Annotated in this window: 28 protein-coding genes, 1 pseudogene and 1 riboswitch; of the genes and pseudogenes, 27 read left to right on the forward strand and 2 right to left on the reverse strand. The window is 47.2% G+C overall.

Going from position 1 to position 25988, the window contains the following annotated elements:
• Positions 1-237: 237 nt before the first annotated feature.
• The 20 genes from spoIIR (at position 238) to QP775_RS12040 (ending at position 17962) form a co-directional block, all read left to right on the forward strand.
• Positions 238-1005 carry a stage II sporulation protein R gene (spoIIR, locus tag QP775_RS11945; protein ID WP_285106244.1) on the forward strand — a complete coding sequence of 256 codons (768 nt, stop codon included), beginning with the start codon at positions 238-240 and terminating at the stop codon, positions 1003-1005.
• Positions 1006-1372: 367 nt separating this feature from the next.
• Complete coding sequence (locus QP775_RS11950; RefSeq protein ID WP_285106246.1) at positions 1373-2713, forward strand: L-threonylcarbamoyladenylate synthase; 1341 nt, start codon at positions 1373-1375, stop codon at positions 2711-2713.
• 154 nt (positions 2714-2867) lie between these two features.
• On the forward strand, positions 2868-3434 hold the full coding sequence (locus tag QP775_RS11955) for a manganese efflux pump MntP (protein WP_285106248.1): 567 nt from the start codon (positions 2868-2870) through the stop codon (positions 3432-3434).
• Between the two features lie 89 nt (positions 3435-3523).
• A complete protein-coding gene (locus QP775_RS11960; protein ID WP_285106250.1) occupies positions 3524-4105 on the forward strand; it encodes a low molecular weight protein arginine phosphatase in 582 nt (193 codons plus the stop codon).
• Between the two features lie 45 nt (positions 4106-4150).
• A riboswitch (ZMP/ZTP riboswitch) is annotated at positions 4151-4233 on the forward strand.
• Positions 4234-4481: 248 nt separating this feature from the next.
• Entirely contained in the window at positions 4482-4940 is a 459-nt protein-coding gene (gene rpiB, locus QP775_RS11965; protein WP_239328853.1) for a ribose 5-phosphate isomerase B, read from the forward strand.
• A gap of 15 nt (positions 4941-4955) precedes the next feature.
• Complete coding sequence (locus QP775_RS11970; RefSeq protein ID WP_285106253.1) at positions 4956-5546, forward strand: TIGR01440 family protein; 591 nt, start codon at positions 4956-4958, stop codon at positions 5544-5546.
• Positions 5547-5619: 73 nt separating this feature from the next.
• Complete coding sequence (locus tag QP775_RS11975) at positions 5620-6870, forward strand: serine hydroxymethyltransferase (protein WP_239328849.1); 1251 nt, start codon at positions 5620-5622, stop codon at positions 6868-6870.
• A gap of 243 nt (positions 6871-7113) precedes the next feature.
• Positions 7114-8235 (forward strand): glycine-rich domain-containing protein, encoded by a 1122-nt coding sequence (locus QP775_RS11980; protein ID WP_239328848.1) that lies wholly within the window; start codon positions 7114-7116, stop codon positions 8233-8235.
• A gap of 263 nt (positions 8236-8498) precedes the next feature.
• Positions 8499-9128, forward strand: a complete 630-nt coding sequence (upp, locus tag QP775_RS11985; RefSeq protein WP_239328847.1) for a uracil phosphoribosyltransferase — start codon at positions 8499-8501, stop codon at positions 9126-9128.
• A gap of 81 nt (positions 9129-9209) precedes the next feature.
• A complete protein-coding gene (gene wecB, locus QP775_RS11990; RefSeq protein WP_285106256.1) occupies positions 9210-10370 on the forward strand; it encodes a non-hydrolyzing UDP-N-acetylglucosamine 2-epimerase in 1161 nt (386 codons plus the stop codon).
• A gap of 176 nt (positions 10371-10546) precedes the next feature.
• Positions 10547-10789 (forward strand): AtpZ/AtpI family protein, encoded by a 243-nt coding sequence (locus tag QP775_RS11995; RefSeq protein ID WP_239328845.1) that lies wholly within the window; start codon positions 10547-10549, stop codon positions 10787-10789.
• Positions 10782-11156 (forward strand): ATP synthase subunit I, encoded by a 375-nt coding sequence (locus QP775_RS12000; RefSeq protein WP_285106259.1) that lies wholly within the window; start codon positions 10782-10784, stop codon positions 11154-11156. Before QP775_RS11995 ends, QP775_RS12000 begins: the two co-directional genes overlap by 8 nt.
• Positions 11157-11184: 28 nt before the next feature.
• Positions 11185-11976, forward strand: a complete 792-nt coding sequence (gene atpB, locus QP775_RS12005) for a F0F1 ATP synthase subunit A (protein WP_239328843.1) — start codon at positions 11185-11187, stop codon at positions 11974-11976.
• Between the two features lie 92 nt (positions 11977-12068).
• Entirely contained in the window at positions 12069-12293 is a 225-nt protein-coding gene (gene atpE, locus QP775_RS12010; protein WP_028543908.1) for a F0F1 ATP synthase subunit C, read from the forward strand.
• 134 nt (positions 12294-12427) lie between these two features.
• Positions 12428-12913: a F0F1 ATP synthase subunit B gene (gene atpF / locus QP775_RS12015; RefSeq protein ID WP_239328842.1), complete on the forward strand. Its 486-nt coding sequence runs from the start codon at positions 12428-12430 to the stop codon at positions 12911-12913.
• A complete protein-coding gene (locus QP775_RS12020) occupies positions 12913-13461 on the forward strand; it encodes a F0F1 ATP synthase subunit delta (protein ID WP_239328841.1) in 549 nt (182 codons plus the stop codon). The genes atpF and QP775_RS12020 overlap by 1 nt, the downstream gene beginning before the upstream one ends.
• 35 nt (positions 13462-13496) lie before the next feature.
• Entirely contained in the window at positions 13497-15011 is a 1515-nt protein-coding gene (atpA, locus tag QP775_RS12025) for a F0F1 ATP synthase subunit alpha (RefSeq protein ID WP_285106263.1), read from the forward strand.
• Between the two features lie 111 nt (positions 15012-15122).
• A complete protein-coding gene (gene atpG / locus QP775_RS12030; RefSeq protein WP_239328839.1) occupies positions 15123-15995 on the forward strand; it encodes an ATP synthase F1 subunit gamma in 873 nt (290 codons plus the stop codon).
• 80 nt (positions 15996-16075) lie between these two features.
• On the forward strand, positions 16076-17482 hold the full coding sequence (atpD, locus tag QP775_RS12035; protein ID WP_028543913.1) for a F0F1 ATP synthase subunit beta: 1407 nt from the start codon (positions 16076-16078) through the stop codon (positions 17480-17482).
• A gap of 66 nt (positions 17483-17548) precedes the next feature.
• Positions 17549-17962, forward strand: coding sequence for a F0F1 ATP synthase subunit epsilon (locus tag QP775_RS12040; RefSeq protein ID WP_028543914.1), 414 nt, complete (start codon positions 17549-17551; stop codon positions 17960-17962).
• A gap of 112 nt (positions 17963-18074) precedes the next feature.
• Here the strand turns inward: QP775_RS12040 and QP775_RS12045 are convergent, their stop codons facing one another.
• Entirely contained in the window at positions 18075-19409 is a 1335-nt protein-coding gene (locus QP775_RS12045; protein WP_285106266.1) for an FAD-dependent oxidoreductase, read from the reverse strand.
• 313 nt (positions 19410-19722) lie between these two features.
• Positions 19723-20376 (reverse strand): SDR family NAD(P)-dependent oxidoreductase, encoded by a 654-nt coding sequence (locus tag QP775_RS12050; protein WP_239328837.1) that lies wholly within the window; start codon positions 20374-20376, stop codon positions 19723-19725.
• 585 nt (positions 20377-20961) lie between these two features.
• On the opposite strand from QP775_RS12050, the gene QP775_RS12055 reads away from it, so the two are divergent.
• From QP775_RS12055 to QP775_RS12085, 7 genes and pseudogenes are all read left to right on the forward strand, one after another.
• Entirely contained in the window at positions 20962-21330 is a 369-nt protein-coding gene (locus QP775_RS12055; protein WP_239328836.1) for an NADH-quinone oxidoreductase subunit A, read from the forward strand.
• Positions 21315-21833 carry a NuoB/complex I 20 kDa subunit family protein gene (locus tag QP775_RS12060; RefSeq protein WP_028543918.1) on the forward strand — a complete coding sequence of 173 codons (519 nt, stop codon included), beginning with the start codon at positions 21315-21317 and terminating at the stop codon, positions 21831-21833. The genes QP775_RS12055 and QP775_RS12060 overlap by 16 nt, the downstream gene beginning before the upstream one ends.
• On the forward strand, positions 21830-22849 hold the full coding sequence (locus tag QP775_RS12065; protein WP_285106270.1) for an NADH-quinone oxidoreductase subunit C: 1020 nt from the start codon (positions 21830-21832) through the stop codon (positions 22847-22849). Before QP775_RS12060 ends, QP775_RS12065 begins: the two co-directional genes overlap by 4 nt.
• Before the next feature lie 5 nt (positions 22850-22854).
• Positions 22855-23955: an NADH-quinone oxidoreductase subunit D gene (locus tag QP775_RS12070; protein WP_239328834.1), complete on the forward strand. Its 1101-nt coding sequence runs from the start codon at positions 22855-22857 to the stop codon at positions 23953-23955.
• A complete protein-coding gene (gene nuoH / locus QP775_RS12075; RefSeq protein WP_239328833.1) occupies positions 23955-24965 on the forward strand; it encodes an NADH-quinone oxidoreductase subunit NuoH in 1011 nt (336 codons plus the stop codon). Before QP775_RS12070 ends, nuoH begins: the two co-directional genes overlap by 1 nt.
• A 16-nt stretch (positions 24966-24981) precedes the next feature.
• Complete coding sequence (gene nuoI, locus QP775_RS12080) at positions 24982-25434, forward strand: NADH-quinone oxidoreductase subunit NuoI (RefSeq protein ID WP_239328832.1); 453 nt, start codon at positions 24982-24984, stop codon at positions 25432-25434.
• Positions 25427-25939 (forward strand): annotated as a pseudogene (locus QP775_RS12085) (NADH-quinone oxidoreductase subunit J); the annotation flags it as partial. The gene nuoI and the pseudogene QP775_RS12085, both read left to right, overlap by 8 nt.
• Positions 25940-25988 lie beyond the last annotated feature (49 nt).

The following is a 25988-nucleotide window of genomic DNA, read 5'->3' on the forward strand; positions in this document are numbered from 1 at the left end:
ATCTATAAATTTACTCAAACGATGCGTGTGCCGTCGTGGGGAAGAGGTATTATCGGCAGCAGAATTGGAACAGGGCATCTGAATAGAAATTGTTGATAATAGCCGATTATTATTCAGGATTAGCAGTTCTGATCCAATCCCTATTTTTTTTAATAGATTAATAGGTTTAGCTCTGTAAGGTTGGGGACATAATGATGGCTAAGAGGCGCGCCCAACCTCACAAGGAGCATAACCGTCATGCGTAATCGTAGACTGTTGCAGCTTATTCTGCTGAGTGTTATCTTGGCAGGAGCAATGATGAGTTGGGACTTAACAACTGTATATGGAACACAGGTAGGCGAAGGAAAACAGCAGTCAAACCAAGATTCTTCTAGTATTCCTGGTGATGCAATTCGACTTCGAATATTAGCTCATTCAGATTCGAGTCAGGATCAAAAGCTAAAACGAGAAGTTCGTGATCGAGTAGTAGAGCAGATGAATATGTGGTTAAACGATGGTGACGTTCCCGAGACTCGAGAGCAGGCGAGAGTGTGGATTGAATCCCATATGGATCACATAAACGATATCACTCAACAAGTTGTAAATGAGAGCGGCAAGACGTATAAAGTCACGGCGGAGTTGAAGGAGGTCCCTTTTCCTGCCAAGCTATATGGTGGTCGCGTATATCCAGCTGGCATATATGAAGCGCTGCGAATTACACTTGGCGAGGGTAAAGGCCAGAACTGGTGGTGTGTGTTGTTTCCGCCACTGTGTTTTGTAGATGGGGAACAAGGAACTGCCATTGCCAAAGTTTCAGAACAAGATGAAGATTCGACATCGATCAAGAAATCAAAGGCTGATGAGGAAAATGTGAAGTCAAGCATCCAGAATAAGCAAACTGATAAGGATGGGTTGCAAAGTGAGCTGTCAGTAGGCAAGGAGAAGGAAGTACGCTTTTTCTTATGGGATATGCTGGTTGCGCTGGGCGACTGGATTGGAAATTTGTTTCGCACACTGTTCGGTTAATATTAATTGAGCTGCACGCAATGCGGTGAGTGATGAAGTGAGGGTTGGGCATACTGGCATGAAGCTCCCTTAATGTACAGAGTGAATGAAGGTTTGAAGGCGACTTGTGTCGTGGCTGCGCAAGGAATCTAAACCTACAGCGGATTTGTTAATGCAGCTTAAACAATGTGATTGGAATTGATACTTATTGTAGACCGCACTTATCGTGTATAATAATTTTATTGCATAACATGCACTTTGCATGTTTTAAAGGGAATTTGGACGTTATAGGCTTTGTTGATAGATACAGGATTACCAAATAAATGATATAAAAGGAGATGTCGGACCCCTGTCGGCATCTTCTTTCATTGCTAAGGGCGGAGTATAGATGAACAAGAAGGAACAGCCACAATATGGTCAAGCTGCGACACAGGTAAACACACGCTGCTGGCCATTAACAGCACACACAAAAAGCGAGCAGGAACAGGCAATTCAAGAAGCGGCTCAACTGCTTGCGCAAGGCCAGACGGTGGCCTTTCCTACAGAGACTGTGTATGGTCTTGGCGCAGATGCAACGTCGACTGCGGCAGTTGAGCAAATATTTTATGCCAAAGGACGCCCATCAGATAATCCATTGATCGTCCATGTAGCAGATCAATCAGAGGTAGAACTGCTAGTACAGCCATATAACGAATTGGTAAGCCACCTGATGGAACGTTTTTGGCCTGGGCCTTTAACGTTAGTGCTGCCTGTTCGTCAAGGTGCAGTATCGCCTAAAGTAACAGCTGGGCTCGCAACCGTTGCCGTACGTATGCCGGATCATGCGGTGGCGCGGCGGCTTATACGCGCGGCGGGATGTCCAATTGCTGCGCCAAGCGCGAATCGGTCAGGGCGCCCAAGTCCGACGACTGCGGCGCATGTGATGGAGGACTTGGACGGGCGCATAGCTGGTATTGTAGACGGAGGGCCGACAGGTGTAGGCGTAGAGTCAACGGTGGTAGAGGTACATGGTGACCGTGTGCACGTGCTTCGTCCTGGCGGCGTTACCCTTGCGATGCTGCAAGAGTTCTGTTCGCAGGTAACGATTGATCCAGCAGTCGACCCGGAGGGAGGCATGCTGCATCACGGTTTGATGGAGCGGGTGCCAAACACGAGTGCAGCTCCTGGTGTGGATTCGACTGTCGTCACCCCAGTGGCGGATTCAAAGATAGAATCAAATTCTGTATCAACAGCTATAGTTGAATCAAGCATAGAGCAAATCAGCGAGCCAAACAGATTATCAACATACGAGCATGAATTAGAACTATTCACGAGCAACGGTGACGACACTAACGTTGCCGCTTCCACTGAGGCTCCTCGCTCACCTGGAATGAAGTATACACACTACGCACCAACGGGTGTTATGTGTATCGTGCGGGGCGCCTCTGCTGACGCCATATCGGCCTACATACAGGCCGACATTGCCGACGCCAAGCGCCGCGGAGAAACGACCGGCGTCCTCGCATTCCGCGAGCATATCGATCGATACCGCGCCGATGTCGTCGCAGAGCTGGGCAGCTTGAGCGAGCTGAATCAAGCTGCTCAACTGCTATATAGTGCCTTGCGACGCTTTGATGACGCAGGCGTCACCTACATTCTCGCGGAAGCTTGCCCAACCGAAGGAATAGGGCTGGCGGTAATGAATCGCCTTGTGAAGGCGGCGGGACATCGAATTGTCCAAGTTCTGTAAAGTCAGGCCTTTGTAGATGAGCAAGAATGAATAGTGATCGTAGAAGGCATAGAGACACCGGCGATCCCCATTTTCCACAACCGTAGATGAAGGTATGTTTGCTTCCTTGTCCGCATACGTTGATAAAAACGCTGGGACAAGGAGAGACAAAACCATGTGGATAACGTCTATACCGATTGGCCAATGGTTGACGATAATGGTAATGGCGCTTGCACTTGGCTTTGATGCTTTTTCTTTGTGCCTGGGCATCGGGATAAAAGGGGTTAGAGGCAGGGATATGCTTCGTATCAGCTTCATGATTGCCTTGTTTCATATTGCCATGCCGCTGTTGGGCATTCTGACGGGGATATGGATGAGCGCTATACTTGGACAAATTACTGTACTAGCGGCAGGAGCTCTATTGGTTATGCTGGGTGCTCATATGGTATATAGTTCTTTTAAGGGTGAATCTTCGGGGTGGATCGATACATCTAGCTTAGTAGGAACCATGTTATTTGCACTGAGTGTGAGTGTGGATTCTTTCTCTGTGGGTGTGTCGCTAGGGATGTATCAATCGAATATGTTTATGACCATAACAGCTTTTGGCTTGCTGGGAGGACTTATGTCTATACTAGGTTTGAAGCTTGGTACTCAGGTTGGCCAACATTTAGGCGAGTACGGGGAAGCGGCTGGGGGCGCCATTCTATTGACTCTTGGCGTGTTGTTTTTATTGCCCAGCTAAAATCGTGTATCATAAAGTAGAACGTACATGCAGATGATCGACTATCGATGTGTCTGCTACTTCATTAATAGCAGCGGAGGGGACATGACATGACGCGCATTTTGTTTGTATGCACTGGCAACACGTGCCGAAGTCCGATGGCGGAGTCGATGCTTCGTCACTTGGCACATGAGAGAGGCTTAGATGTGGAAGTGCGTTCAGCGGGGGTGTCGGCCTGGGGAGATGCACCGATGTCGGAACACGCGCGCAGCGTCTTGGAGAAATGGAAGATGTCTAATGAAGCCTTTCATTCACAAGGGTTGGCGTCATCGACAGTGGCGTGGGCAGATTTGATCCTAACTCTGACACTCGGTCATAAACAGCATGTCTTGCAGCGGTATCCGCAAGCAGCGGACAAGGTGTACACACTTAAAGAATATGTGAGTACAGATGAAGGTGCCCTAATGGCGCAAGAGCAAATGCACGCCTTGATTGCCGAGCTGCAATTAAAGCTGGCGATGGGGGAACAGCCTACTCCAGAGGAGATGCGGCTGCTAAACCAGCTTCAACAGCAGGCACCGGGAACAGACATTGCTGATCCATACGGTGGTTCACTGGAGCAGTATGTACAGACAGCAGAAGATATAAAAGAATCGCTGCAGCTTTTGCTGGACAAGCTTATAAAAAAATAAATTGCGTTTGTTTTCGTAATGCGTTATGATTTTGCTATCCAAACACGGGTTCGATGTAACTGGCGACAAGAGTGGATGAAACCACGATGGAGCATCGAACGATACGGCCGGTCGCCTGGGCAGAGGAGCAAGGTATGTTTTCGAACATACTTGTGCTCTTTTTTGTTTTTTTACAAGTAAAGATATAACACCTTTCCTCCGAAAATTAGTTATAATAGAGGTGTCTGACAAGCCTTTTTCCGTGCGGCATTGTTTGCCTGTGAGTGATAAGGAAAGGAATGCAAGATGGCCGACAGGGCTTGACTGATCCAATCCTTTGGTTCGGGTATAATAGGATGCAGGTATGCACGACTAACGATACAGGAGGGAACAACAAATGAAGATTGCAATTGGCGCCGATCATGCCGGCGTGAATCTGAAGCAGGATATCATTGCGGTGATCGAACAGCTTGGACATGAAGTGGTGGACTTGGGATGCGACTGCTCTACTTCCGTGGATTATCCGGATTATGCGTTGCCAGTAGCTGAGATGGTTGCCAAGCAGGAAGCAGACCGTGGGGTGCTTATATGCGGCACTGGGATCGGCATGTCGATCGCAGCCAATAAAGTACGCGGAGTGCGCTGTGCACTAGTTCATGACCTGTTCTCTGCGAAAGCAACACGGGAACATAATGACACCAACGTAATTGCCCTTGGGGAACGCGTTATAGGTCCTGGGCTTGCACAAGAAATCGTTCGCACCTGGCTTACGACAGATTTCAGTCAAGGTGAGCGTCATGTCGGCCGTCTTCGCAAGGTCGAACAGATTGAGCAAACCTATCACTCTACTCCTTAGAATGGAGGAAAAGTGATGACGCAACCAGATTATATACGGCAAATCCATGCAGAAGCGGAAGCTGCGGCACATGTGTTGGCAGATGCAGCCAAATTGTCACCAGGCCAGTTAGTTATTATCGGATGCAGCACAAGCGAGGTAATTGGACAACGTATTGGTACCTCCGGAACGATCGAGCTTGCCTCTGCGTTGTATGCAGGTCTTGAACTGCTTCGAACTAAGTACGGCGTCCAATTGGCTTATCAATGCTGTGAGCACTTGAACCGAGCGCTTGTAGTTGAACGTACCACCTGTGAGACTTTGCGACTTGATGAAGTCAGTGCTGTCCCGGTACCAAGGGCAGGGGGTTCGATGGCTGCTGCAGCTTATACGCACTTCGCTTCACCTTGTCTGGTAGAGACGATATCCGCAGATGCTGGTATTGATATTGGAGAGACTTTGATTGGTATGCATTTAAAACGGGTAGCTGTTCCGCTGCGCACTTCCGTCCGATCCATTGGTGCCGCAAGAGTGACAATGGCGATGACACGGCCTAAGCTAATTGGCGGGGAACGTGCTGTTTACCACCCATCGGACACGAATGCACAACAGCTGTCTTGTGAATAACAAGTTCCGTCGTAACCTTTACGCCTACGCGTTGCATTTATAAGGTAAATTATACTTGGGAGGGTTTGAACTTATGGTTGAACAATTGAGACAGCAAGATCCAGCCGTATTGGAAGCTATGAATTTGGAGCTTCAACGTCAACGCCACAACATTGAGCTTATCGCATCCGAGAATATTGTTAGTGAAGCAGTAATTGAAGCGATGGGTACGGTATTGACTAACAAATACGCAGAGGGTTATCCGGGCCGCCGTTATTACGGTGGATGTGAGCATGTAGATATCGTAGAAGATATCGCACGTGATCGCGCAAAAGAGCTGTTTGGTGCTGAACATGTAAACGTCCAGCCGCATTCCGGTGCTCAAGCCAACATGGCTGTATATCTGGCTGCACTTCAACCGGGTGATACGGTTCTTGGTATGAACCTGGCGCATGGCGGTCATCTCACGCACGGCAGTCCCGTTAATGCGTCCGGCTTGCTGTACAACTTCGTAGCCTATGGTGTTAACGAAGAAACATTCCGTATCGACTATGATGATGTTCGCAAAGCCGCGTTCAAACACCGCCCTAAGATGATAGTAGCAGGAGCCAGTGCATATCCGCGTGTAATCGATTTTGAGAAGCTTGCTGCTATCGCTAATGATGTAGGTGCCTTGTTTATGGTAGACATGGCTCACATTGCAGGTCTTGTAGCTGCTGGTTTACATCCAAGTCCAGTACCTCATGCACACTTTGTAACGACGACGACACATAAGACGCTTCGTGGACCACGTGGAGGTATGATCTTGTGTCGTAAGGCATGGGCACAGGCAATTGACAAAGCGGTATTCCCTGGTACGCAAGGTGGCCCGCTGATGCATGTGATTGCATCCAAAGCAGTAGCACTTGGTGAAGCACTTCAGCCTTCATTTAAGACTTATGCGGAGCAAGTGGTTAAGAATGCACAAGTGTTGGCTGAATCCCTCGTGGCCCAAGGACTGAACCTTGTGTCAGGCGGAACGGACAATCACTTGATGCTTATTGATACGCGCAACATTAACATTACAGGTAAAGATGCCGAAAAAGTGCTGGATTCGGTAGGTATCACTGTGAATAAAAATGCAATTCCATTTGATCCTACAAGTCCATTTGTAACGAGTGGCATTCGAATTGGTACACCTGCGGCTACTTCACGCGGTATGGATGAGCCCGCGATGACGAAGATTGGCGAAATTATTGCTCTGACGCTTAAAAATCCGACCGATGAGGCTATATTAAGCGAAGCTCGTGGAATGGTGCGAGCCTTGACGGATCAATATCCTTTGTATCCCGAGCTGAAGTATTAATTGATTGTATACCATCAAGGGCTGACCCAATCGCCATACACATGGCAGTGGGTCAGCCCGTTTTACTATGGGTTTATGTACTTCCCTCTAGTAGTTTAGTTTGTGACGGAACAAAGGAACTATTTTTCAATTGACAGCGTATGGATTAAAAGATAATGTAGCCGCTAAAGGTTGTGCACCAGAAAGAGCTCCGTTAATATGCAAGCCAATAGAATTGGATCTAAACTCGCGGGGGGATTAGAAATGGGATATGTGGCTTTAGTTCTAGTCGTGGGGGCTGTATTAGGTATTATCCTCTTAGGAGGAAAAGGTGCCAGTAAATACAGGAATGATAGATCCAGACGTCCAGGTAGTGCACGCTCAGCAAGATCACGCACTCGAAATAATGTATTTACGGGTCGCGCACCGGAACATCTGGGCAGCAGCGTGGATGACCCAGTCTACCCATTAGTGCTTCGGTATGAGCGGAGCTGGTACTCTACATATGAGGAGAGGTTAAAACTAAGAGTACTAGCTGACAATACGAATATAACAGACGAGGAATACGGTTGGCGAAAGCTAGAATTAGATCGTTATTTTATTCTCTGCGCTGTGCTCAAGGAAGCCCCGATGTTTAGTCGTAAAATAGATGAAATGTGGCATGAGATGCTTATGTTCACCTCTGATTATGACCAATGGTCAGCACGGTATATCGGTGTTAAGATACACCACCAGCCGGCGCCAGAAACTACGCCGACTCCTGGTCTGCGGGCATGGTTTGATTGGGTTTATAGTCAATTGTTTGGGCCTACGCCTTATACACGGATGCTATGGGGTGCATTTTTCCGTCATCCGCTTGAGCCGGAACTTTTGGAGCAGTTGGCCGAGGATTCGGAAGATGAACTGTTGGATCACGTATTCCGCCGAGATACTGCTGAACGATACCCAGAAGTTTTAAGTGCGATTCGATTCTTAATACAGCGAGCAAAGGATCAAGTGACACAAGCCAAGAGCACGACAAAGGTACCTGATATGGATCAGATCAGGATACGCTCAGGTTCAGACTCTTTATATGGAGATAGAAGTGAGGCGGAGTGTCCCGCGAATGCGAGTTATGATCATTTATGGTACAGCTCTTCACTTTTAATGGTGGTAGGATCTTATATGACTTTTGACCACTATGAAGAGGTGGCAGCTGCGATAGAGCATAACGAGCGTATGGATCGTTCAATTATTACGGAGGATGTGTCAGAAAGCGATAAGCGGCATAATTCGAATTGTTCAAGTTCTGGGTGCAGCAGTGATTATAGCAGCTCTGATTGCAGTTCTTCTGACGGTGGAGGCAGTTCTTCCTCATGCGGCGCAGGATGTGGTTCTTCGGACTAATAGTTCCAGCGGGCTAGCATTTTTAGCGTTCCCAATAGTTCTTTTGTACGCAAATGTATAAGCAGTCTCAGGTTTGCTTACAAATATATGGTACGGATGAAGGGGACATAAGTGTTGACGAAGTGTGAACAACATGAGGTGTAGCTTGCTTAAAGAGAAGCGATCATGTGCAGTTCCTGCCGATGAATGTTATAATAGAGCCTGTTTGTACGAATCAAATCATCAGTCATCAATGAGAGTAAATAGCGGAGGGACATAATTGTATGGGCAAATTAGTCATTTGCGATCATCCTTTAATTCAGCACAAAGTAACCTTAATTCGTGACAAGCGCACGAATACGAAAGATTTTCGTGAACTTGTGGACGAAGTGGCAACACTCATGGCGTACGAAATTACACGTGAGCTCAAGCTGGATACCATCACTGTAGAGACGCCTGTAGCTACAACAGAATGTAAAGTCATATCTGGACGGATGCTCGGGCTTATTCCGATTCTCCGTGCTGGTCTAGGTATGGTAGAAGGTGTAGTTAAGCTGATTCCAGGTGCCAAAATCGGGCATGTCGGTTTGTTCCGTGACCCGGAAACGTTAATGCCAGTAGAGTATTATACAAAGCTGCCTACGGACGTTCAAGAGCGTCAACTTATCGTCATTGATCCTATGCTGGCCACAGGGGGTTCAGCAATTGCAGCCATTGATGTACTTAAGAAACGCCAATGTACTCAAATCAAACTAATGTGTCTGATCGCAGCGCCTGAAGGGGTAAAGGCGGTACAAGAAGCACATCCAGATGTTGATATTTACTTGGCTGCACTGGACGAGCGCCTAGATGACCACGGTTACATAGTACCAGGTCTCGGAGATGCTGGAGATCGATTGTTCGGTACGAAATAATAACTAGAGTATGCCTAGCCTGGCTGCCGTACTTACGGCAGCCAGGCTGGCATAGACTACCATTTGATGGAGGATTTACACATGCGTAAAGTAAAAGTGATGACGATTTTTGGCGTCCGACCAGAGGCAATTAAGATGGCTCCGCTCATTTTGGAGCTGCAAAAGCACCCGGATCAGATCGAATCGGTGGTATGTGTGACTGCTCAACATCGCCAAATGTTGGATCAGGTATTGGAAGTATTTGACATCAAACCTGATTATGATTTGGACATTATGCAGCAACGTCAATCGTTAAATGATATTACGATACGAGTGTTGCAAGGCTTGCAACCTGTACTTGAAGAGGCGAAGCCGGATATCGTACTGGTGCACGGAGACACGCTTACAACGTTTCTGGCGAGCTATGCCGCGTTTATGCAGCAGATTCAAGTGGGGCATGTAGAAGCTGGCTTGCGTACATGGAACAAGCAATCGCCTTTCCCAGAAGAAATGAATCGCCAGCTTACAGGTGTTATCGCTGATTTACATTTTTCACCTACCGAATGGTCGGCGAACAACTTAAGACAAGAAAACAAAAAAGATTCATCGATATATATCACAGGCAACACTGTAACGGATGTGTTTCAATATACAGTACGTTCCGATTATCAACATGAAGTGTTAGACTGGGCTCAAGGGAAACGCCTGATCCTCATGACGGCGCATCGTCGTGAATCTCAAGGCGAGCCTCACCGGAATATCTTCCGTGCTGTTCGCCGCATAGCGGACGAGTTCGAAGATGTAGCGATTGTGTATCCGGTGCATCCAAGCCCAGCTGTACGCGAACCGGCCCACGAGATGCTAGGGAACCATCCCCGCATTAAGCTGATTGAACCGCTTGATGTAGTGGATTTGCATAACTTCTACCCGCATACTCATCTCATATTGACCGATTCAGGCGGACTTCAAGAGGAAGCACCGTCTTTTGGCATACCTGTGCTCGTGCTTCGTGAAACTACCGAACGACCGGAAGGCATCGAGGCTGGAACGTTAGAATTGGTAGGTACTGATGAAGCTCAAGTGTATGAGCGTTCAAAGGCGCTGCTGCAGGATGAAACAACGTATGCTCGTATGAGCAAAGCAGCTAATCCTTATGGCGACGGCAAAGCATCGGAACGTATTGTCAGTGCGATTCTTCATAGTTTTGGCTTGAAAACGGAACGTCCAGATTCATTTCACACAACGTTCACAAATGAGTCTTAAAAGACCTTCTAGCCTTGATATTCCACAGCATACAGTGACACTGTACGGTTTGTGTGAAGTCAGACAATAGCGGATTCGTGAAAGATTGACTTCCATCACCAAAATCTAACAAATTATTGAATTGACAATTTTGTGAGGGTTTCTTACAATGAATTGGGATTAAAAGGGTGATGGACATGGTTAGACCGTCAAAACCGCGAGGTAAAGGGACTCCTTGGTCAGCAGTCGGCTTAGTCAGTGCGATTGGTGTCGATATTTCGTTATGCACGGTTGGAGGCTATTATCTTGGCTCTTGGTTGAAAGATCAGCTAGGAGGATCTGATTTATGGGTGGCATCAGGTGTGCTGCTCGGGGTACTAGCAGGTATTCTGAGTATCATCATACTTATTAATAAGGTTATGGGGGAAGCGGATGGATGAAATTACAACCCACCTGAAAGTATTGTTAAGAGTGACGTTGTTGTTTTTAGCCGCTTGCTTCATGGTTTGGGCGTTCGTCCCGTCTTTCCGCAGCATATCGCTTGGTCTTATTCTGGGATCAAGTGCTAGCTATATAAATGCTTCCTTACTATCAATGAAGATGCGTAAGTTTTCAGAATTGATGGAAGGTGGTACAGTGAAGAGAATGAGTTTGGGCTTTGCTTCTCGTGCTGCAATGGCGGTATTGGTAGTCATTGTTGCTTTACGAGTGCCAGGCATTAATCTTTATTCAGCGGTAGCGGGTTTGTTTTTAGCGCAGTTTGCTTTGTTATTTATAGGGGCGGCTGTCTCGCGTAGACAAAAGTGACGTTTCATCTGAGAAAGGGGTGAGAAACATGCATGAATCACCAATTATTAATTTGGGCGGATTTCATCTCGACCTTTCTGTAGTTTTAATGCTTCTCGTAAGTTCACTGATTGTATTCGTTCTCGCTATTGTGGCGACACGTAATCTATCAGTTGAGAACCCGGGGAAACTGCAGAACTTTATGGAATGGGTCGTTGAGTTCGTTCAGGGGCTGATCTCCAGTACAATGGATTGGAAGAAAGGCAAAGCGTTTGTGTCACTTGGTATGACCTTGATCTTATTCATTTTCGTCAGCAACTTGCTAGGGCTGCCCTTCTCGGTGGTTACCGAACATCATCACGCAGACGCGAAAGTGTTTGGACAGGTTATTGAAGCGACAAGCACTGCGCACTTCAACCAATTAGCAGCAGAAGGCAAAGAAGCGCACGCAGAACTTCTCTGGTGGAAATCGCCAACAGCTGATGCATCTGTAACGATGGGACTGGCAATTGTTATCTTTATCCTTTGCCACTACCTTGGGTTGGTGAAGAATACTAAAGGATACTTCAAGCACTATGTGCAGCCTTATGTTGTCTTCCTACCGATCAACTTGATCGAGACTCTAGCTAAGCCTTTAACGCATGGTATGCGTCTATACGCCAACATCTATGCAGGTGAAGTATTGATAACCGTACTTCTTGGCGCAGGAGCCTGGGGTATTCCAGGGTTGGTAGCATGGCAAGGCTTCAGTATATTCATTGGAGCAATCCAAGCGTTTGTCTTTACGATTCTGACGATGGTATATATCGGCCAGATGATCGAGACACACGACGAACATTAACTATCAATTATGCTTACGTGTATTAGATAACCGTATAGCTGATTGCATAATCATACAAAATTTCAGTATTTAATTTTAAGGAGGATATATCAATGGGAGCTATGGCGTTATTAGCAGCTGGTATTGCAGTAGGTTTGGGTGCACTCGGTGCAGGTATTGGTAACGGTTTGATCGTTAGTAAGACAGTAGAAGGTATCGCTCGTCAGCCTGAAGCGAAATCCACACTTCAAACAACGATGTTTATCGGGGTAGGTCTGGTAGAGGTTCTTCCGATTATCGGTGTCGTAATGGCATTCTTGTTCTTCGGAAAAGCTTAATAATTACAGGTATGGACATTGGCGGGGAAGGCTACGGCCATCCGCGCCTTCCTTTTACATTGAGTATGACACGTAACGTGATGATTTTATAAGTCGGACCCAAGTTTACACGCTTCAGAAAGGAGTGACTTGATTTGAGCATTCTTTGGGAAAATATTGTGATCTCGATGGTCGCATTCCTTATCCTATTTCTTTTGCTATCCAAGTATGCTTTTGGACCTTTGTTCAGCGTCATGGAAAAACGACGTGAGCTGGTGAAGCAGCAACTGGATGAAGCTGCGAACAGCCGCACTCAAGCGCAGGCATTCGTAGACGAGCAGAAACAAGCTTTGGCTACTGCACGCAAAGACGCTTACGACATTATTGACCAAGCAAAACAAACCAGTGTTCGTCAAGCTGACGATATTATCGCCCAAGCTAAAAACGAAACTATTCGTTTGAAAGAAGAAGCGGCACGCGATATCGTAAGCGAGAAGAACAAAGCGGTTGAAGCGCTTCGCAATGAAGTTAGCAGCATGTCTGTAGCAATCGCTTCCAAGATCTTGGAGAAACAAGTGGATGAGAAAGACCAATCCGAATTGGTTGACCAATACCTGAAAGAGGTAGGGGGCAAACAATAATGAGCCAAGATACAGTAGTTGCTAAACGTTATGCGAAGGCTCTGTTTCAATTGGCTTTGGAGCATCAATCCGTTTCTGAGACGGAGCAACAGCTTAAATATGTCGTGCAGGCCATTGAGTCCAGTCATGAGCTGGAGTTGCTGCTTACGACACCGAACATAGATGTAAAGGGCAAGAAGGAAGTGTTGAACAGCGCATTTCAAGGACATGTGTCCGAGAACGTAGTTAACACAATCCAATTGCTCGTAGAACGCGGACGCATCAATATATTGGGTGATGTGTTAGCAAGTTATGTCCACATTGCCGGTGAGGCTCTCGGCACTGCAGACGCAATTGTTACTTCAGCAGTTGCGCTTAGCGAAGCGGAGCAGCAGGATGTAGCGGCATCTTTTGGTCGCAAAGTGAACAGAACGATTCGTGTACACAATGTGGTTGACCCGTCGATTATCGGCGGTATACAGGTTCGTATTGGCGATCGTTTGTTTGATGGGAGCTTGTCAGGCAAGCTTGAACGTATGGAGAAGTCTTTAAAGTCCGATGCACGGTAACATATACAGTACGGTATAGAATGGGGTGAAGCGAATTGAGCATTAGACCTGATGAAATCAGCACGCTGATTAAAAGTCAAATCGAGAAATACAAATCCGAAATCGAAGTGGCGGAAGTCGGTACAGTCATTCAAGTAGGTGACGGTATTGCTCGCGTTCACGGTTTAGAGCAATGTATGCAGGGCGAATTGCTTGAATTCTCTAACGGCGTTATGGGTATGGCGCTGAACTTGGAAGAGAATAACGTAGGTATCGTTATTCTTGGACCATACAAAGATATTCGCGAAGGTGACCAAGTTAAAAGAACAGGACGCATCATGGAAGTTCCTGTCGGCGAAGCATTGCTTGGTCGCGTCGTAAGTCCATTGGGCCATCCGCTTGACGGTAAAGGTCCAATTGAGACTACAGAATTCCGTCCGATTGAAGCTAACGCACCAGGCGTTATCGACCGTAAATCGGTTCACGAGCCAATGCAAACAGGGATCAAAGCGATTGACGCGATGGTACCAATCGGCCGTGGACAACGTGAATTGATTATCGGTGACCGTCAAACGGGTAAAACGGCAATTGCAATTGACACGATCCTGAACCAAAAGGGCAACGGTGTGAAGTGTATCTACGTTGCGATTGGTCAGAAACAATCGACAGTTGCACAGGTTGTAGAAACACTGCGTCGCCATGGCGCTTTGGATTATACCATTGTAGTTACTGCTGCGGCATCTGAGCCGTCTCCATTGTTGTTCTTGGCTCCTTATGCAGGATGTGCAATGGGTGAGTACTTCATGTATAAGGGCGAGCACGTTCTCGTCATTTACGATGATTTGACAAAACAAGCGGCAGCATATCGTGAATTGTCCTTGCTGCTCCGTCGTCCTCCGGGCCGCGAAGCCTATCCAGGTGACGTATTCTACCTGCACTCCCGTTTGCTGGAGCGTGCAGCGAAGCTGAGCGACGAGAATGGCGGCGGTTCATTGACTGCCTTGCCATTTATCGAGACACAAGCATCTGACGTATCGGCATACATTCCGACAAACGTAATTTCCATTACAGATGGCCAGATCTTCTTGGAGTCTGACTTGTTCTACTCCGGACAACGTCCAGCGATTAACGTTGGTATCTCCGTATCCCGTGTAGGTGGCTCAGCGCAAATTAAAGCCATGAAAAAAGTTGCAGGTACACTGCGTCTGGACTTGGCTCAATATCGTGAACTTCAAGCGTTCGCACAGTTCGGCTCGGACTTGGATAAGTCCACGCTTGCGCGTTTGAACCGCGGTGCGCGTCTGATGGAGATCCTTAAACAGGGTGTTCACCAACCGCTGCCAGTTGAGAAACAAGTAGTCAGCCTTTATGTAGCTACAAAAGGCCACATCGATGAAATTCCGGTTCAAGACGTAACTCGTTTTGAGCATGAGTTCTTGGATTACGTAGGTTCCAACTACGAGACGATCTTCCAATCCATTCGTGATACGAAGGATCTGTCCAAGGAAACAGAAGAAGCATTGGTGGAAGCAGTGACGAAGTTCAAGAAGGGCTTTGCTGTAACGGCTTAATGATGTATAGATAGTGGGCCGGGTACGCGATAAGCGTCCCGGCACACAACGTTCAAGAGCGAAGAAGTTTGCTTTGCCTCACGCAAAGCGTACAAGGCAGGTGAAACGTTAATGGCTAAAGGGATGCGCGATATTAAACGCCAGATCAAGAGCATTCAAAGTACGAAGCAAATTACAAAGGCGATGGAGATGGTGGCGGCTGCGAAGCTGCGCCGTGCTGAGGAGCAAGCTCAAGCAGCTCGTCCGTATGCGGATAAGCTCAAAGAGGTTGTTGCCAGCATCGCTTCAGGTACAAAAGGCATTACTCATCCAATGCTCGTCAAGCGTCCAGTGAAGAAAACGGGTTACCTTGTAATCACCTCAGACCGCGGTCTTGCAGGCGGTTATAATGCAAACGTTCTTCGTATGGTCACGCAGACGATTCGCGAACGTCATCGTTCCAATGATGAGTTTGTATTGTTTGTAATCGGACGCAAAGGTCGTGATTATTTCCGTCGTCGGGGATTGCCGATCGTAGCGGAAGTGACAGAAGTACCAGACGCGCCAACATTTGCGGACGTTAAGACGATTGCTTATAAGGCGGTTAAATATTTCGAAGAAGAACAATACGACGAATTGAACTTGTTCTACAACCAATTTGTCAATGCCCTCACGCAAGTGCCAACGGAGAAACGATTGCTTCCGTTGGAAGACGATGGGACTGGCGCTCATACGAACGCGCCAACTGCTGCTTATGAATTCGAGCCGTCTCCTGAAGTGGTATTGGAGCATTTATTGCCTAAATACGCAGAGACGCTTATATTCAGTGCTGTATTGGACGCAAAGGCGAGTGAGTTTGGGGCTAAAATGACGGCAATGGGAAGTGCGACAAAGAATGCATCCGATATGATATCGGGGCTGACTTTGACATACAACCGTGCACGTCAAGCCGCCATTACGCAAGAGATTTCGGAGATCGTAGCTGGGGCTAACGCTCAAGGCTAATTCGGATAAAGTGGATGTTTTCAGTAGGATGAATTGATAAGGCTAAGCAGCTTATCAAGGTCATCAGAGGAGGGAACGAGATGAATAAAGGACGCGTTATTAGCGTTACGGGTCCGGTTGTCGACATTGAGTTCGAACGTGGTCAACTTCCGGAAATTTTAAACGCGGTTAAGGTTGAACAAAAATCGACCACTCCTGGCGCGCCTGACATCAACTTGACGTTGGAAGTATCGGTACATTTGGGCGATAATATCGTTCGTTGTGTAGCGATGTCTTCCACGGATGGTATGGTGCGTGGCATGGAAGCAGTGGACCAAGGCACTCCAATTTCGGTGCCTGTAGGCAGCGCGACATTGGGACGCGTATTTAACGTATTGGGCAACCCTATTGACAATGCGGGTGCGGTAGCCAATGAGCACACGAGCCCAATTCACCGTGAAGCTCCCAAATTCGATGAATTATCGACACAAGCGGAGATTCTGGAAACGGGAATTAAGGTTATCGACTTGCTTGCACCTTACGCAAAAGGCGGTAAAATCGGCTTGTTCGGTGGTGCAGGCGTTGGTAAGACCGTTACGATTCAGGAATTGATCAACAACATCGCACAAGAGCACGGCGGTATCTCCGTATTTGCGGGTGTTGGTGAGCGTACTCGTGAAGGTAACGACTTGTATCATGAGATGAAAGATTCAGGCGTTATTAACAAGACAGCAATGGTGTTCGGTCAGATGAACGAGCCTCCTGGCGCACGTCTTCGCGTAGCCCTGACAGGCCTTACCATGGCGGAATACTTCCGTGATGAAGAAGGCAAAGACGTACTTCTCTTTATCGACAACATCTTCCGCTTTACTCAAGCGGGTTCTGAGGTATCCGCTTTGCTCGGACGTATGCCGTCCGCGGTAGGTTACCAGCCAACATTGGCAACAGAAATGGGTCAATTACAAGAGCGTATTACGTCAACGAAGAAAGGTTCTGTTACGTCGATCCAAGCGATTTATGTTCCTGCGGATGACTATACGGATCCGGCTCCAGCTACAACGTTTGCTCACTTGGATGCAACGACGAACTTGGAGCGTAAGATCTCCGAGATGGGTATCTTCCCAGCGGTAGATCCACTCGCTTCTTCTTCCCGTATCCTTGCGCCAGACATCGTTGGTGAAGAACACTATAACGTAGCACAAGGCGTTAAGCGTTTGCTGCAGCGTTACAAAGAGCTTCAAGATATCATTAATATCTTGGGTATGGACGAGTTGTCTGAAGAAGATAAGTTGACTGTTGCGCGTGCGCGTAAGATTCAACGCTTCTTGTCGCAGCCGTTCCACGTTGCTGAGCCATTCACAGGTCTCTCTGGTAAATATGTTCCTGTTAAAGAAACGGTTCGCAGCTTCAAAGAAATTTTGGAAGGCAAACATGATGATCTTCCAGAAGCAGCCTTCTTGTTCGTTGGTGTTATTGAAGAAGCTGTGGAAAAAGCGAAGACGCTGTAAAGCGGCTTGACGTGATACGGTCTGCTTTATCGATAGGATAAGCAGAACGGAAGGAGGGAACCGCAGTTGAGTACCTTTTTATTAGAAATTGTCACGCCTGAGCGCAAAGTATTTGCGCAAGAGGTTGACATGGTCAGCGTTAAAGGCGTTGAAGGGGATCTCGGCATCTTGGCAGGTCATATTCCGATGGTCACTCCGCTTGATATCGCACCAATGAAGATCAAGTTCGGTGGTCAAGAGCATTGGATTGCTGTTCATGGTGGGTTTGTGGAAGTACGCAAAGACAAAGTGGTTGTCCTTGCGGAAAGTGCAGAATTACCAGAGAACATTGACGTTGAGCGTGCGAAAGCAGCGAAGGCCCGTGCTGAGCAGCGTATTGCCATGGCAGAACGCAGCAAGCAGGATCATGTTGATTTCCGTCGTGCTGAAGTGTCGCTCCATCGTGCTATAACACGGATTAAAGTATCGGAACGAGGTTAAGAGGTTCCTTAAATAGAAGCAGGCTATCTCGGATATGTTACATGTCCTTGGGATAGCCTGCTTTTGTATATGATAACCGTATTTTATAATATGATGTCGATTGTGACGTAAGTTATGCGTTCCAAGTCTGTAAAGCCACTGCGTTTAAATAATTCCATGGTTTGTTGAAGTGCGGCTGGAAGAAGAAATCCACGACGGCAAGCTCATCTACAGTCATACGATTCTGAATACACACCGACATCGTGTTAATTGCAGCTGTTAGATCAATTGTCGAGCTGAGCTGTGCGCCTAGAATACGTCGTGAGCCTTGTTCAAACACCAGCTTTAACTTTAATGGTTCTGTTGTAGGCATAAACTCTGGACGATAATGATCTTCCAATAGACTCGTTTCCACAATTAGTCCTTGTTGTATGGCAGCATCTTCCGTGAGCCCTGTGGTTGCAATATGGTGCTCATATATTTTAATACCGGATGTACCCTGCGTTCCAAGGGAACGAATTCTAGGAGTCATCAGATTACAGGCAGCTATAGTGCCCATTCGTACAGCATTGGTTGCCAAAGGGATATAAGCGGGCTGTTCAGTCGGATTATATTGAACAGCTGTACAGTCACCTGCTGCAAAGACATGCGGATGGCTGGTACGCATATACTCGTCAACAATAATAGCTCCATTATCGAGCATATCTAATTTGCCGCGCATAAATTCTGTGTTTGGTTTGAATCCGATGCACAGAATAACCAGATCAGCAGAGTATTCTCCTTTGTCTGTAACTACGCTGCTGACAGATCCGTTATTTCCATTGAATCGTTGCACGGTCTCACCAAGGGCTAGTACGACTCCGCGCTCCTGAAATGACTTCTCTACAGGCGTTGTAAATTCCACGTCCAAATACTTGGCCATGATCCGATCTGTCATATCGATTAGCGTAACGTGTTTTCCGTTTTCTTCAAACGCTTCAACAAGCTCAATCCCAATGTAACCAGCACCAATTACAACAATATTGGTCGCGTCTTTTGCTTTTTCGATAATGGTTTGCGAATGATTATAATTTTTACAGAGTAATATATTGTTCAACTCAGCACCTTCAAATCGAGGAACGATCGGCCACGAGCCAGTTGTAATTATTAACTTGTCGAACGAATCTTCTATGACGGCTCCATTATCTAGATTGCGAGCGGTCAATGTACGAGCGTCCAAATCCAGCGCAGTGACATCATGCTTCATATGGGTGGTCACTCCAAGTTGACGAAGTGCCTCGGGAGAAGAGTAGAATAGTTTATCCGCATCAGGGACGACCCCACCCACATTTAAAGCAATACCACAGGATAGAAACGATATATTATCATTTCGCTCATAGACCGTGATAACAGCATCGGGATAACGTTTAGCAGCTTGTACGATAGCAGCTGTTCCAGCATGTGTACATCCAATAACGGCAATTTTCATCTTAATAACCTCCTAAGGGTAAGTACATTTGGTGTAGGTAAAAGAATTTAATATAGTGAAAGTGAATACATTCACTATCTGTGTCATAAAGGAAAGCAATCTATGTGATGTATATCACAATGTGTGCTTGATCCTTATTATAATCATTGTGAAAATAATTGCAAGTGGTAAATAAAAATTTTAAATAAAACTATTTTATGTACTATCGTTTATTTGCTTGTGACCGCTCAAAGATGGATGTTATGTTCAACAGCAGCTGCAACATCAAAAAAACCGGAGGAGCTGCTGCTCCATCCGATCCTTTGCTGCTTGTCTAGGGTGTAATTATTACTTCGGCTTCAGTCTTCTTCTGATGCATACAGTAGAAAGCCTCGCCAATCATATCAGGGCTGAAGGCGGTACCTGGTTGTACAAATCCGCTAATCGTAAGTGTACCCGCATAAAGGCCGTAGTTCTTCAGCTCATCATGTAAGCTTAAAGCAAGATTACGAATACTGGACTTACCTACGCCGAGTGAAGCAAGTGTAGCTGTCGGGTGAATGGCTTGTCCACCACCAGTGAATAGAATGGAGCCTGTGCCGCGTGTACGCATGCCTGAGAGCACGCATTGAGCAGCTGTAAGCGCGCCTATAACATTTACTTGCAGATCAGCCAACATGTCGCTAGGAGCGACTTCAGAAGGATAGCCTGGCGTGTGGGCTGATGCGTTGTATATGAGCACGTCAGGTACCCCATACTGCTGCTCCAACTGGTGTAACGCATTGCGTAGAGAGGTTTCGTCTCCAGCATAAGCAACAGTTCCTTGGGCAGTCACGTTTTGTTCAATTAGTGCTTGTTTCATATCTTGGAGTAGTGATTCCTCGCGTGTAATCAGAATCGGCAAATAGCCGCGTTTGCCAAAAGTCTTGGCGATGCCTAGTCCGATACCGCAGCCTGCGCCGACGATCCAAATCATCGGTTGTTTCATGGTATGTCATCCCCTTATCGTCATAGATCCGATGTAATTTTATTTTAAACGAAAGAAAGGCAAGGTTTCAAAGGTAAAGTTAACAATGAAAAAAGAGAATAAGTGGAGCTTTTTAAATAACTATTTTGAAATACTTGACACCGTTATTAATTTCACGTTATACTGATCTCAGTTAATATTGATAATCATTCTCATACCTGAGTGGAGAGTTGTTATCACATTGGCTACGTTCTCGCAGACGTTCTTCTTGGTGAATGACGTATTGCAGTAGGTTGGTTGTAAGGTAGTTAGTTTCCTCATCCTCCATGTTTTTTGCCGCGGTCGGTTCCGCGGCTCTTTTTTTTGTCTTATATAAGTTTTTCTAATATACATGTCACACAATGTTCATAAATGAGTTGTCTCAAGGTGGGCTTGTGATCATACCTATTAAAGGAAAACATTGTATTTAAAAATTGTCGAAAACGTATAAATAACATAGCTTTTGCGTAGACGATATTGGCAGGTTTTGTTATAATTGTGTCGGGTTTATTACGAGTTAACTGCTGTACAGTCAAATATGATCGCTGCACGACGGAGGGGGATGTCATGGATTACATCAACAATTACGTCATCGTGGCCATTTTTGTCGCACTTGGCATTTTGTTGCCTGTAATTGCGCTCGCAGTAGGGCGACTGCTTAGGCCACACAAGCCGACAGAAATGAAGAAGACCACTTATGAAAGCGGTAACGAACCAGTGGGTGTGGGACAAGTACGGTTTAATATCCGATATTACTTGTTTGCGCTCATGTTTGTCATTTTTGATGTCGAAACCGTTTTCTTGTATCCGTGGGCAGTTGCGTATAAGCAACTGGGCTTGTTTGCTTTAGTAGAGATGCTTATATTTGTCGGTTTGTTGCTTGTTGGTCTCATCTACGCCTGGAAAAAGAAGGTGCTCAAATGGAATTCGCTTTAGAATCAATTACACCCGAAGAACAACGGGAGCTAGAACGTAACGTATTCTTCGGCACGCTGGAGCAGTTAAAGGCATGGGCACGCAGCAATTCGCTGTGGCCGCTTACGTTTGGCCTAGCGTGCTGCGCGATTGAGATGATGGGAACTGGGGCATCGCATTACGACTTGGACCGATTTGGGGTCATATTTCGCACCTCACCTCGACAATCCGACTGCATGATTGTCGCAGGAACGGTAACCAAGAAGATGGCCCCGCTGCTGCGGCGTTTGTATGACCAGATGCCTGAGCCTAAATGGGTTATCGCAATGGGGTCCTGTGCAACAGCCGGCGGCCCGTATGTAAAGTCTTACGCTGTAGTTAAGGGAGTGGATCAGGTAGTGCCAGTAGATGTGTATATACCTGGCTGTCCGCCGAATCCTGCAGCACTGATCTATGGCATTAATAAACTGCAAGAGAAGATCCGCTATGAGGCTAAGACTGGGAAGCGGGTGTCTAACCGATGAGTGAGGATAACCAACCAACGAATAGAGAGAAACCATTACTTCAGCCCGAGCAAGAGCCGAAGGAGACTGTTCATGCAGTGGAGGCAAAACCGGAAGCTGCTACTGACAGTACGGCTAGGGACATGAATAACGCGGGCGAGAGCGCAGCGAGTGAACTTATGGAAGTGAAGCAAAGCGAGACGCAGGAAGTCGGGGTGGAGCCGACTGAAGGCAAGCGTAACGTGCCAGCAGAGGGCAGGGGCGATGCGCCAGCGGAAGTCGCGCAGGAAAAAGCTGCGGAGGCAGGAGCGCAGCCAGCAGAGCGCAGGGACGATGCGCCAGTGGAAGCGGCGGCAGACAAGCCGACTCGCAAGCCGCTGACGGAGGAAGAGAAGCTTGCACGTGTTAAGGCAGCAACAGAAGCGAAAGCAGCTCGGACCACGGCCGCCGCAGGCGGCACAGAGGGCGAAGGCGCAGCAGAGCCTGCTGCAGCGACGCGGCCTGCGCGTGCGCCACGAGCGCCGAAGGCAGAAGAGCCAGAACAGCCAAAGGTGCCTTCTCCAAAGCAGCCACTGCTTGATAGACTCGTGGAGCAGCTTCAAGCTGATATTGCCCCAGATGCAGTGGAGGCGTCTACCATCAATGAGACGGACGGCCATATGCCTACCGTCACGATTAAAGAGGAGCACTGGTATAAGACGGCACAATGGCTTAGGCATAATCCGGAATGGTCTTGTGATTATTTACGGAACTTATCAGGCGTCGACCAGGAAAGCTATCTGGCTGTTGTGTACCACCTTATTAGCCTAAAGACCCGAATGGAGGTAGCAGTCCACGTGAAGACAGACCGTGAACAGCCGTCTATCGCCTCCGTAACCCCTATATGGCCTACTGCGGATTGGAACGAGCGCGAAACATATGATTTGTTTGGCATATCGTTTCCAGGACATCCAAACTTAAGGCGTATCATGATGTCGGATGACTGGGTGGGTTATCCGCTTCGCAAAGACTACGAGCAGCTTGATTCGGAGGTGTAATGCCTATGATACGGACAGAAGAACTGCTCTTGAACGTAGGCCCCCAGCATCCCAGCACACATGGCGTATTTCGCATCGTCGTCAAGCTTGACGGCGAAGTCATTACCGAAGCAACTCCAGTAATGGGTTACTTGCACCGCGGTACTGAGAAGCTGGCAGAAAGCTTAAATTATACACAAATCATTCCCTATACAGACCGTATGGATTACGTATCGGCGATGACCAACAATTATGTGCTGGTTCATGCTGTCGAGAAGATGATGAATATCGAAGTACCTGAACGTGCCGAATTCCTTCGTTTAATTGTGATGGAACTTCAACGCGTGGCCAGCCACCTTGTATGGTGGGGAACTTATTTGCTTGATATTGGTGCGATGAGCCCATTCCTGTATGCCTTCAGAGATCGCGAAATAATCATTGATCTCTTTAACGAGATCAGCGGCGCACGCCTGACATACAACTATATGCGTGTGGGCGGCGTAAAGTGGGATGCGCCAACTGGCTGGATTGAGAAAGTACGTGACTTTATCCCCTATATGCGCAAACGAATGGATGAATATGACCGCCTCGTCAGCGGCAACGAGATCTTTCTGGCCCGTATTAAAGGTGTTGGCCAATACGATGCAGACACGGCCATCGCCTATGGCTTGAGTGGAGCTAACCTACGTTGTACAGGTGTGGACTGGGATCTGCGAAAAACAGAACCGTACAGCCTCTACGACCGCTTCGAGTTTGATGTTCCGCTCGGACAGAAGGGAGACTGCTACGACAGATACTTGATCCGCTTGCAGGAAGTTCACGAGAGCTTGAGGATCTTGGAGCAAGCTATTGAGCAATTTCCTTCTAGCGGGGACACGATGGGCAAAGTACCACGCGTCATCAGGCCGCCTGCAGGTGAGGTGTATGCACGTATAGAATCACCGCGTGGCGAGATTGGCTGTTACATTATATCTAAAGGGAAAGCGGAGCCCTACCGCTTAAAATTCCGCAGGCCCTCATTTGTAAATCTTCAAATATTACCTAAATTGCTCGTTGGCGAAACGATGACTAACCTGATCACTATATTGGGTGGCGTCGATATTGTCGTCGGGGAGGTGGATTGCTAATGCAAGAGCTGATTCAGCAATCTTTTACGTGGCAGAACGGATTGGTATTCTTCGGATGGGGAGTTGTATTCCTGTTTGTTGTACTCGGCTTTGTTACGTATGCGATTTATTTTGAACGAAAAGTAATCGGCTGGATGCAGCTGCGACATGGTCCTACACGAGTAGGTCCATTTGGATTGCTGCAGACGGTAGCCGACATCCTCAAGCTTCTACTCAAAGAAGATACAATTCCAAAGAAAGCGGATCGGGCGCTTTTTATACTTGCTCCAGTCATCGTTTATGTGCCGTCTTTTGCTGTGCTTGCAACCATCCCTTATACACAATCTTTAGGTTTTGCTGACTTAAACGTTGGCCTGCTCTATTATGCAGCCTTGTCCAGTATTTCTACTATTGGTGTTGTATTGGGAGGCTGGGCATCCAACAACAAATATTCCTTGCTTGGTGGAATGCGGTCGGCGGCACAGATGATCAGTTATGAGATTCCACTGGTTATGTCCGTGGTTGGCGTTATTATGCTAAATGGAAGTTTAAGCTTGCGTACAATTGTAGAGGGACAAGGGAACAACTTTTGGGAGTGGAACTTCCTTCCTCAGATAATCGGCTTTGTCATCTTTATGATTGCGGCGGTGTCGGAACTGAACCGGACACCATTTGACTTACCGGAAGCAGAGTCAGAGTTAGTTGCAGGATACCACGTCGAGTACAGTGGCTTCCGCTTTGCGTTTTTTATGCTGGCCGAGTATGTATACGTCTTCGCGATCTCGGCGCTAACGACAGTTTTGTTTTTAGGCGGATGGCATCCTCCGCTTGCGGTTCTTGATTTCATCCCAGGCTTGTTATGGTTTGTACTCAAATTCTCCTTCTGCGTGTTCTTCTTGTTCTGGCTGCGTGCGACGCTTCCGCGTATCCGCGTCGATCAACTGATGAGCTTCGGCTGGAAGGTGCTGCTGCCGCTTGCAATACTTAACATTTTCTTGACTGCGGCATATATCGAGATATTTAACAAATAAGCAAGGGGTGAAATCCGTGAAGGGATTGCTTAAAGGTCTTGGTGTCACATTTAAGGCGATGACATCAAAAAAGGTCACTTACGCCTATCCAGACGTTCCTTTGCAAATGCCGGATCGCTTCCGAGGGATCCAGCATTTTGACCCGGATAAATGTATTGTATGTAATGCATGTGCCCGTGTCTGTCCAACCGAATGTATCACATTGACAGGCAAGCCCAATCCGGATCCAGACAAAAAGGGGAAGGTCATCGACACGTATGATATTAACTTTGAGATTTGTATCCTTTGTGATCTATGCACAGAAGTATGTCCAACCGAAGCGATTGTGATGACCAATAATTTTGAGCTTGCAACTTACAGCCGCGACGATCTGTACAAGGATCGGGATTGGCTGAATGGCAATAACAGTCTGATCCGGCAGGACAATATCTCGATGCTGCCAAAAGGAGGGGCAAAGAAGGATGTTTAACTTTTCATTGGAGCTTAATGGCCAGACAGTAGCTTTCTTTGCCTTGGCGGTATGTGTAATAACGGGTGCTGTGTTGATGCTGAACTTTACGAAAGTCGTGCATATGGTCGTATCTCTTGCCTTTTCATTTGTGGGGCTGGCAGGGATTTATGTGCTGCTGGAAGCGGAATTTGTAGCCTTTGTGCAAGTACTCGTCTATGCAGGCGCCATCTCGATTCTGATGATCTTTGGCATTATGATGACTCGGCATGATAAGCAAGACGAAGCGATCATGAAGCCTTGGAAAGAAGCGCTGGCAGCCATCGGCTGTTTGGCGCTGTTCGGCGTGTTGTTCTTCTCTATTAGGGGAACGCAATTTCCGACACCTGTCGATAGACCCCTTTCTGAAGACAATACGTTGGAGCTCGGCAAGCTGCTGTTCACAGAGCATGTCATCCCGTTTGAATTGTTATCTGTATTGTTGACGGTAGCCTTTATTGGTGCAATCGTGCTCGCGAAGAATGACGATCCGACTTCGAGCCCTCAATCATCTGCACTTGCAGAAGAGGCCTCCT

Origin of the sequence: Paenibacillus sp. UMB4589-SE434 (assembly GCF_030226685.1) — a bacterium.
In the GTDB taxonomy this organism is placed as follows: domain Bacteria; phylum Bacillota; class Bacilli; order Paenibacillales; family Paenibacillaceae; genus Paenibacillus_B.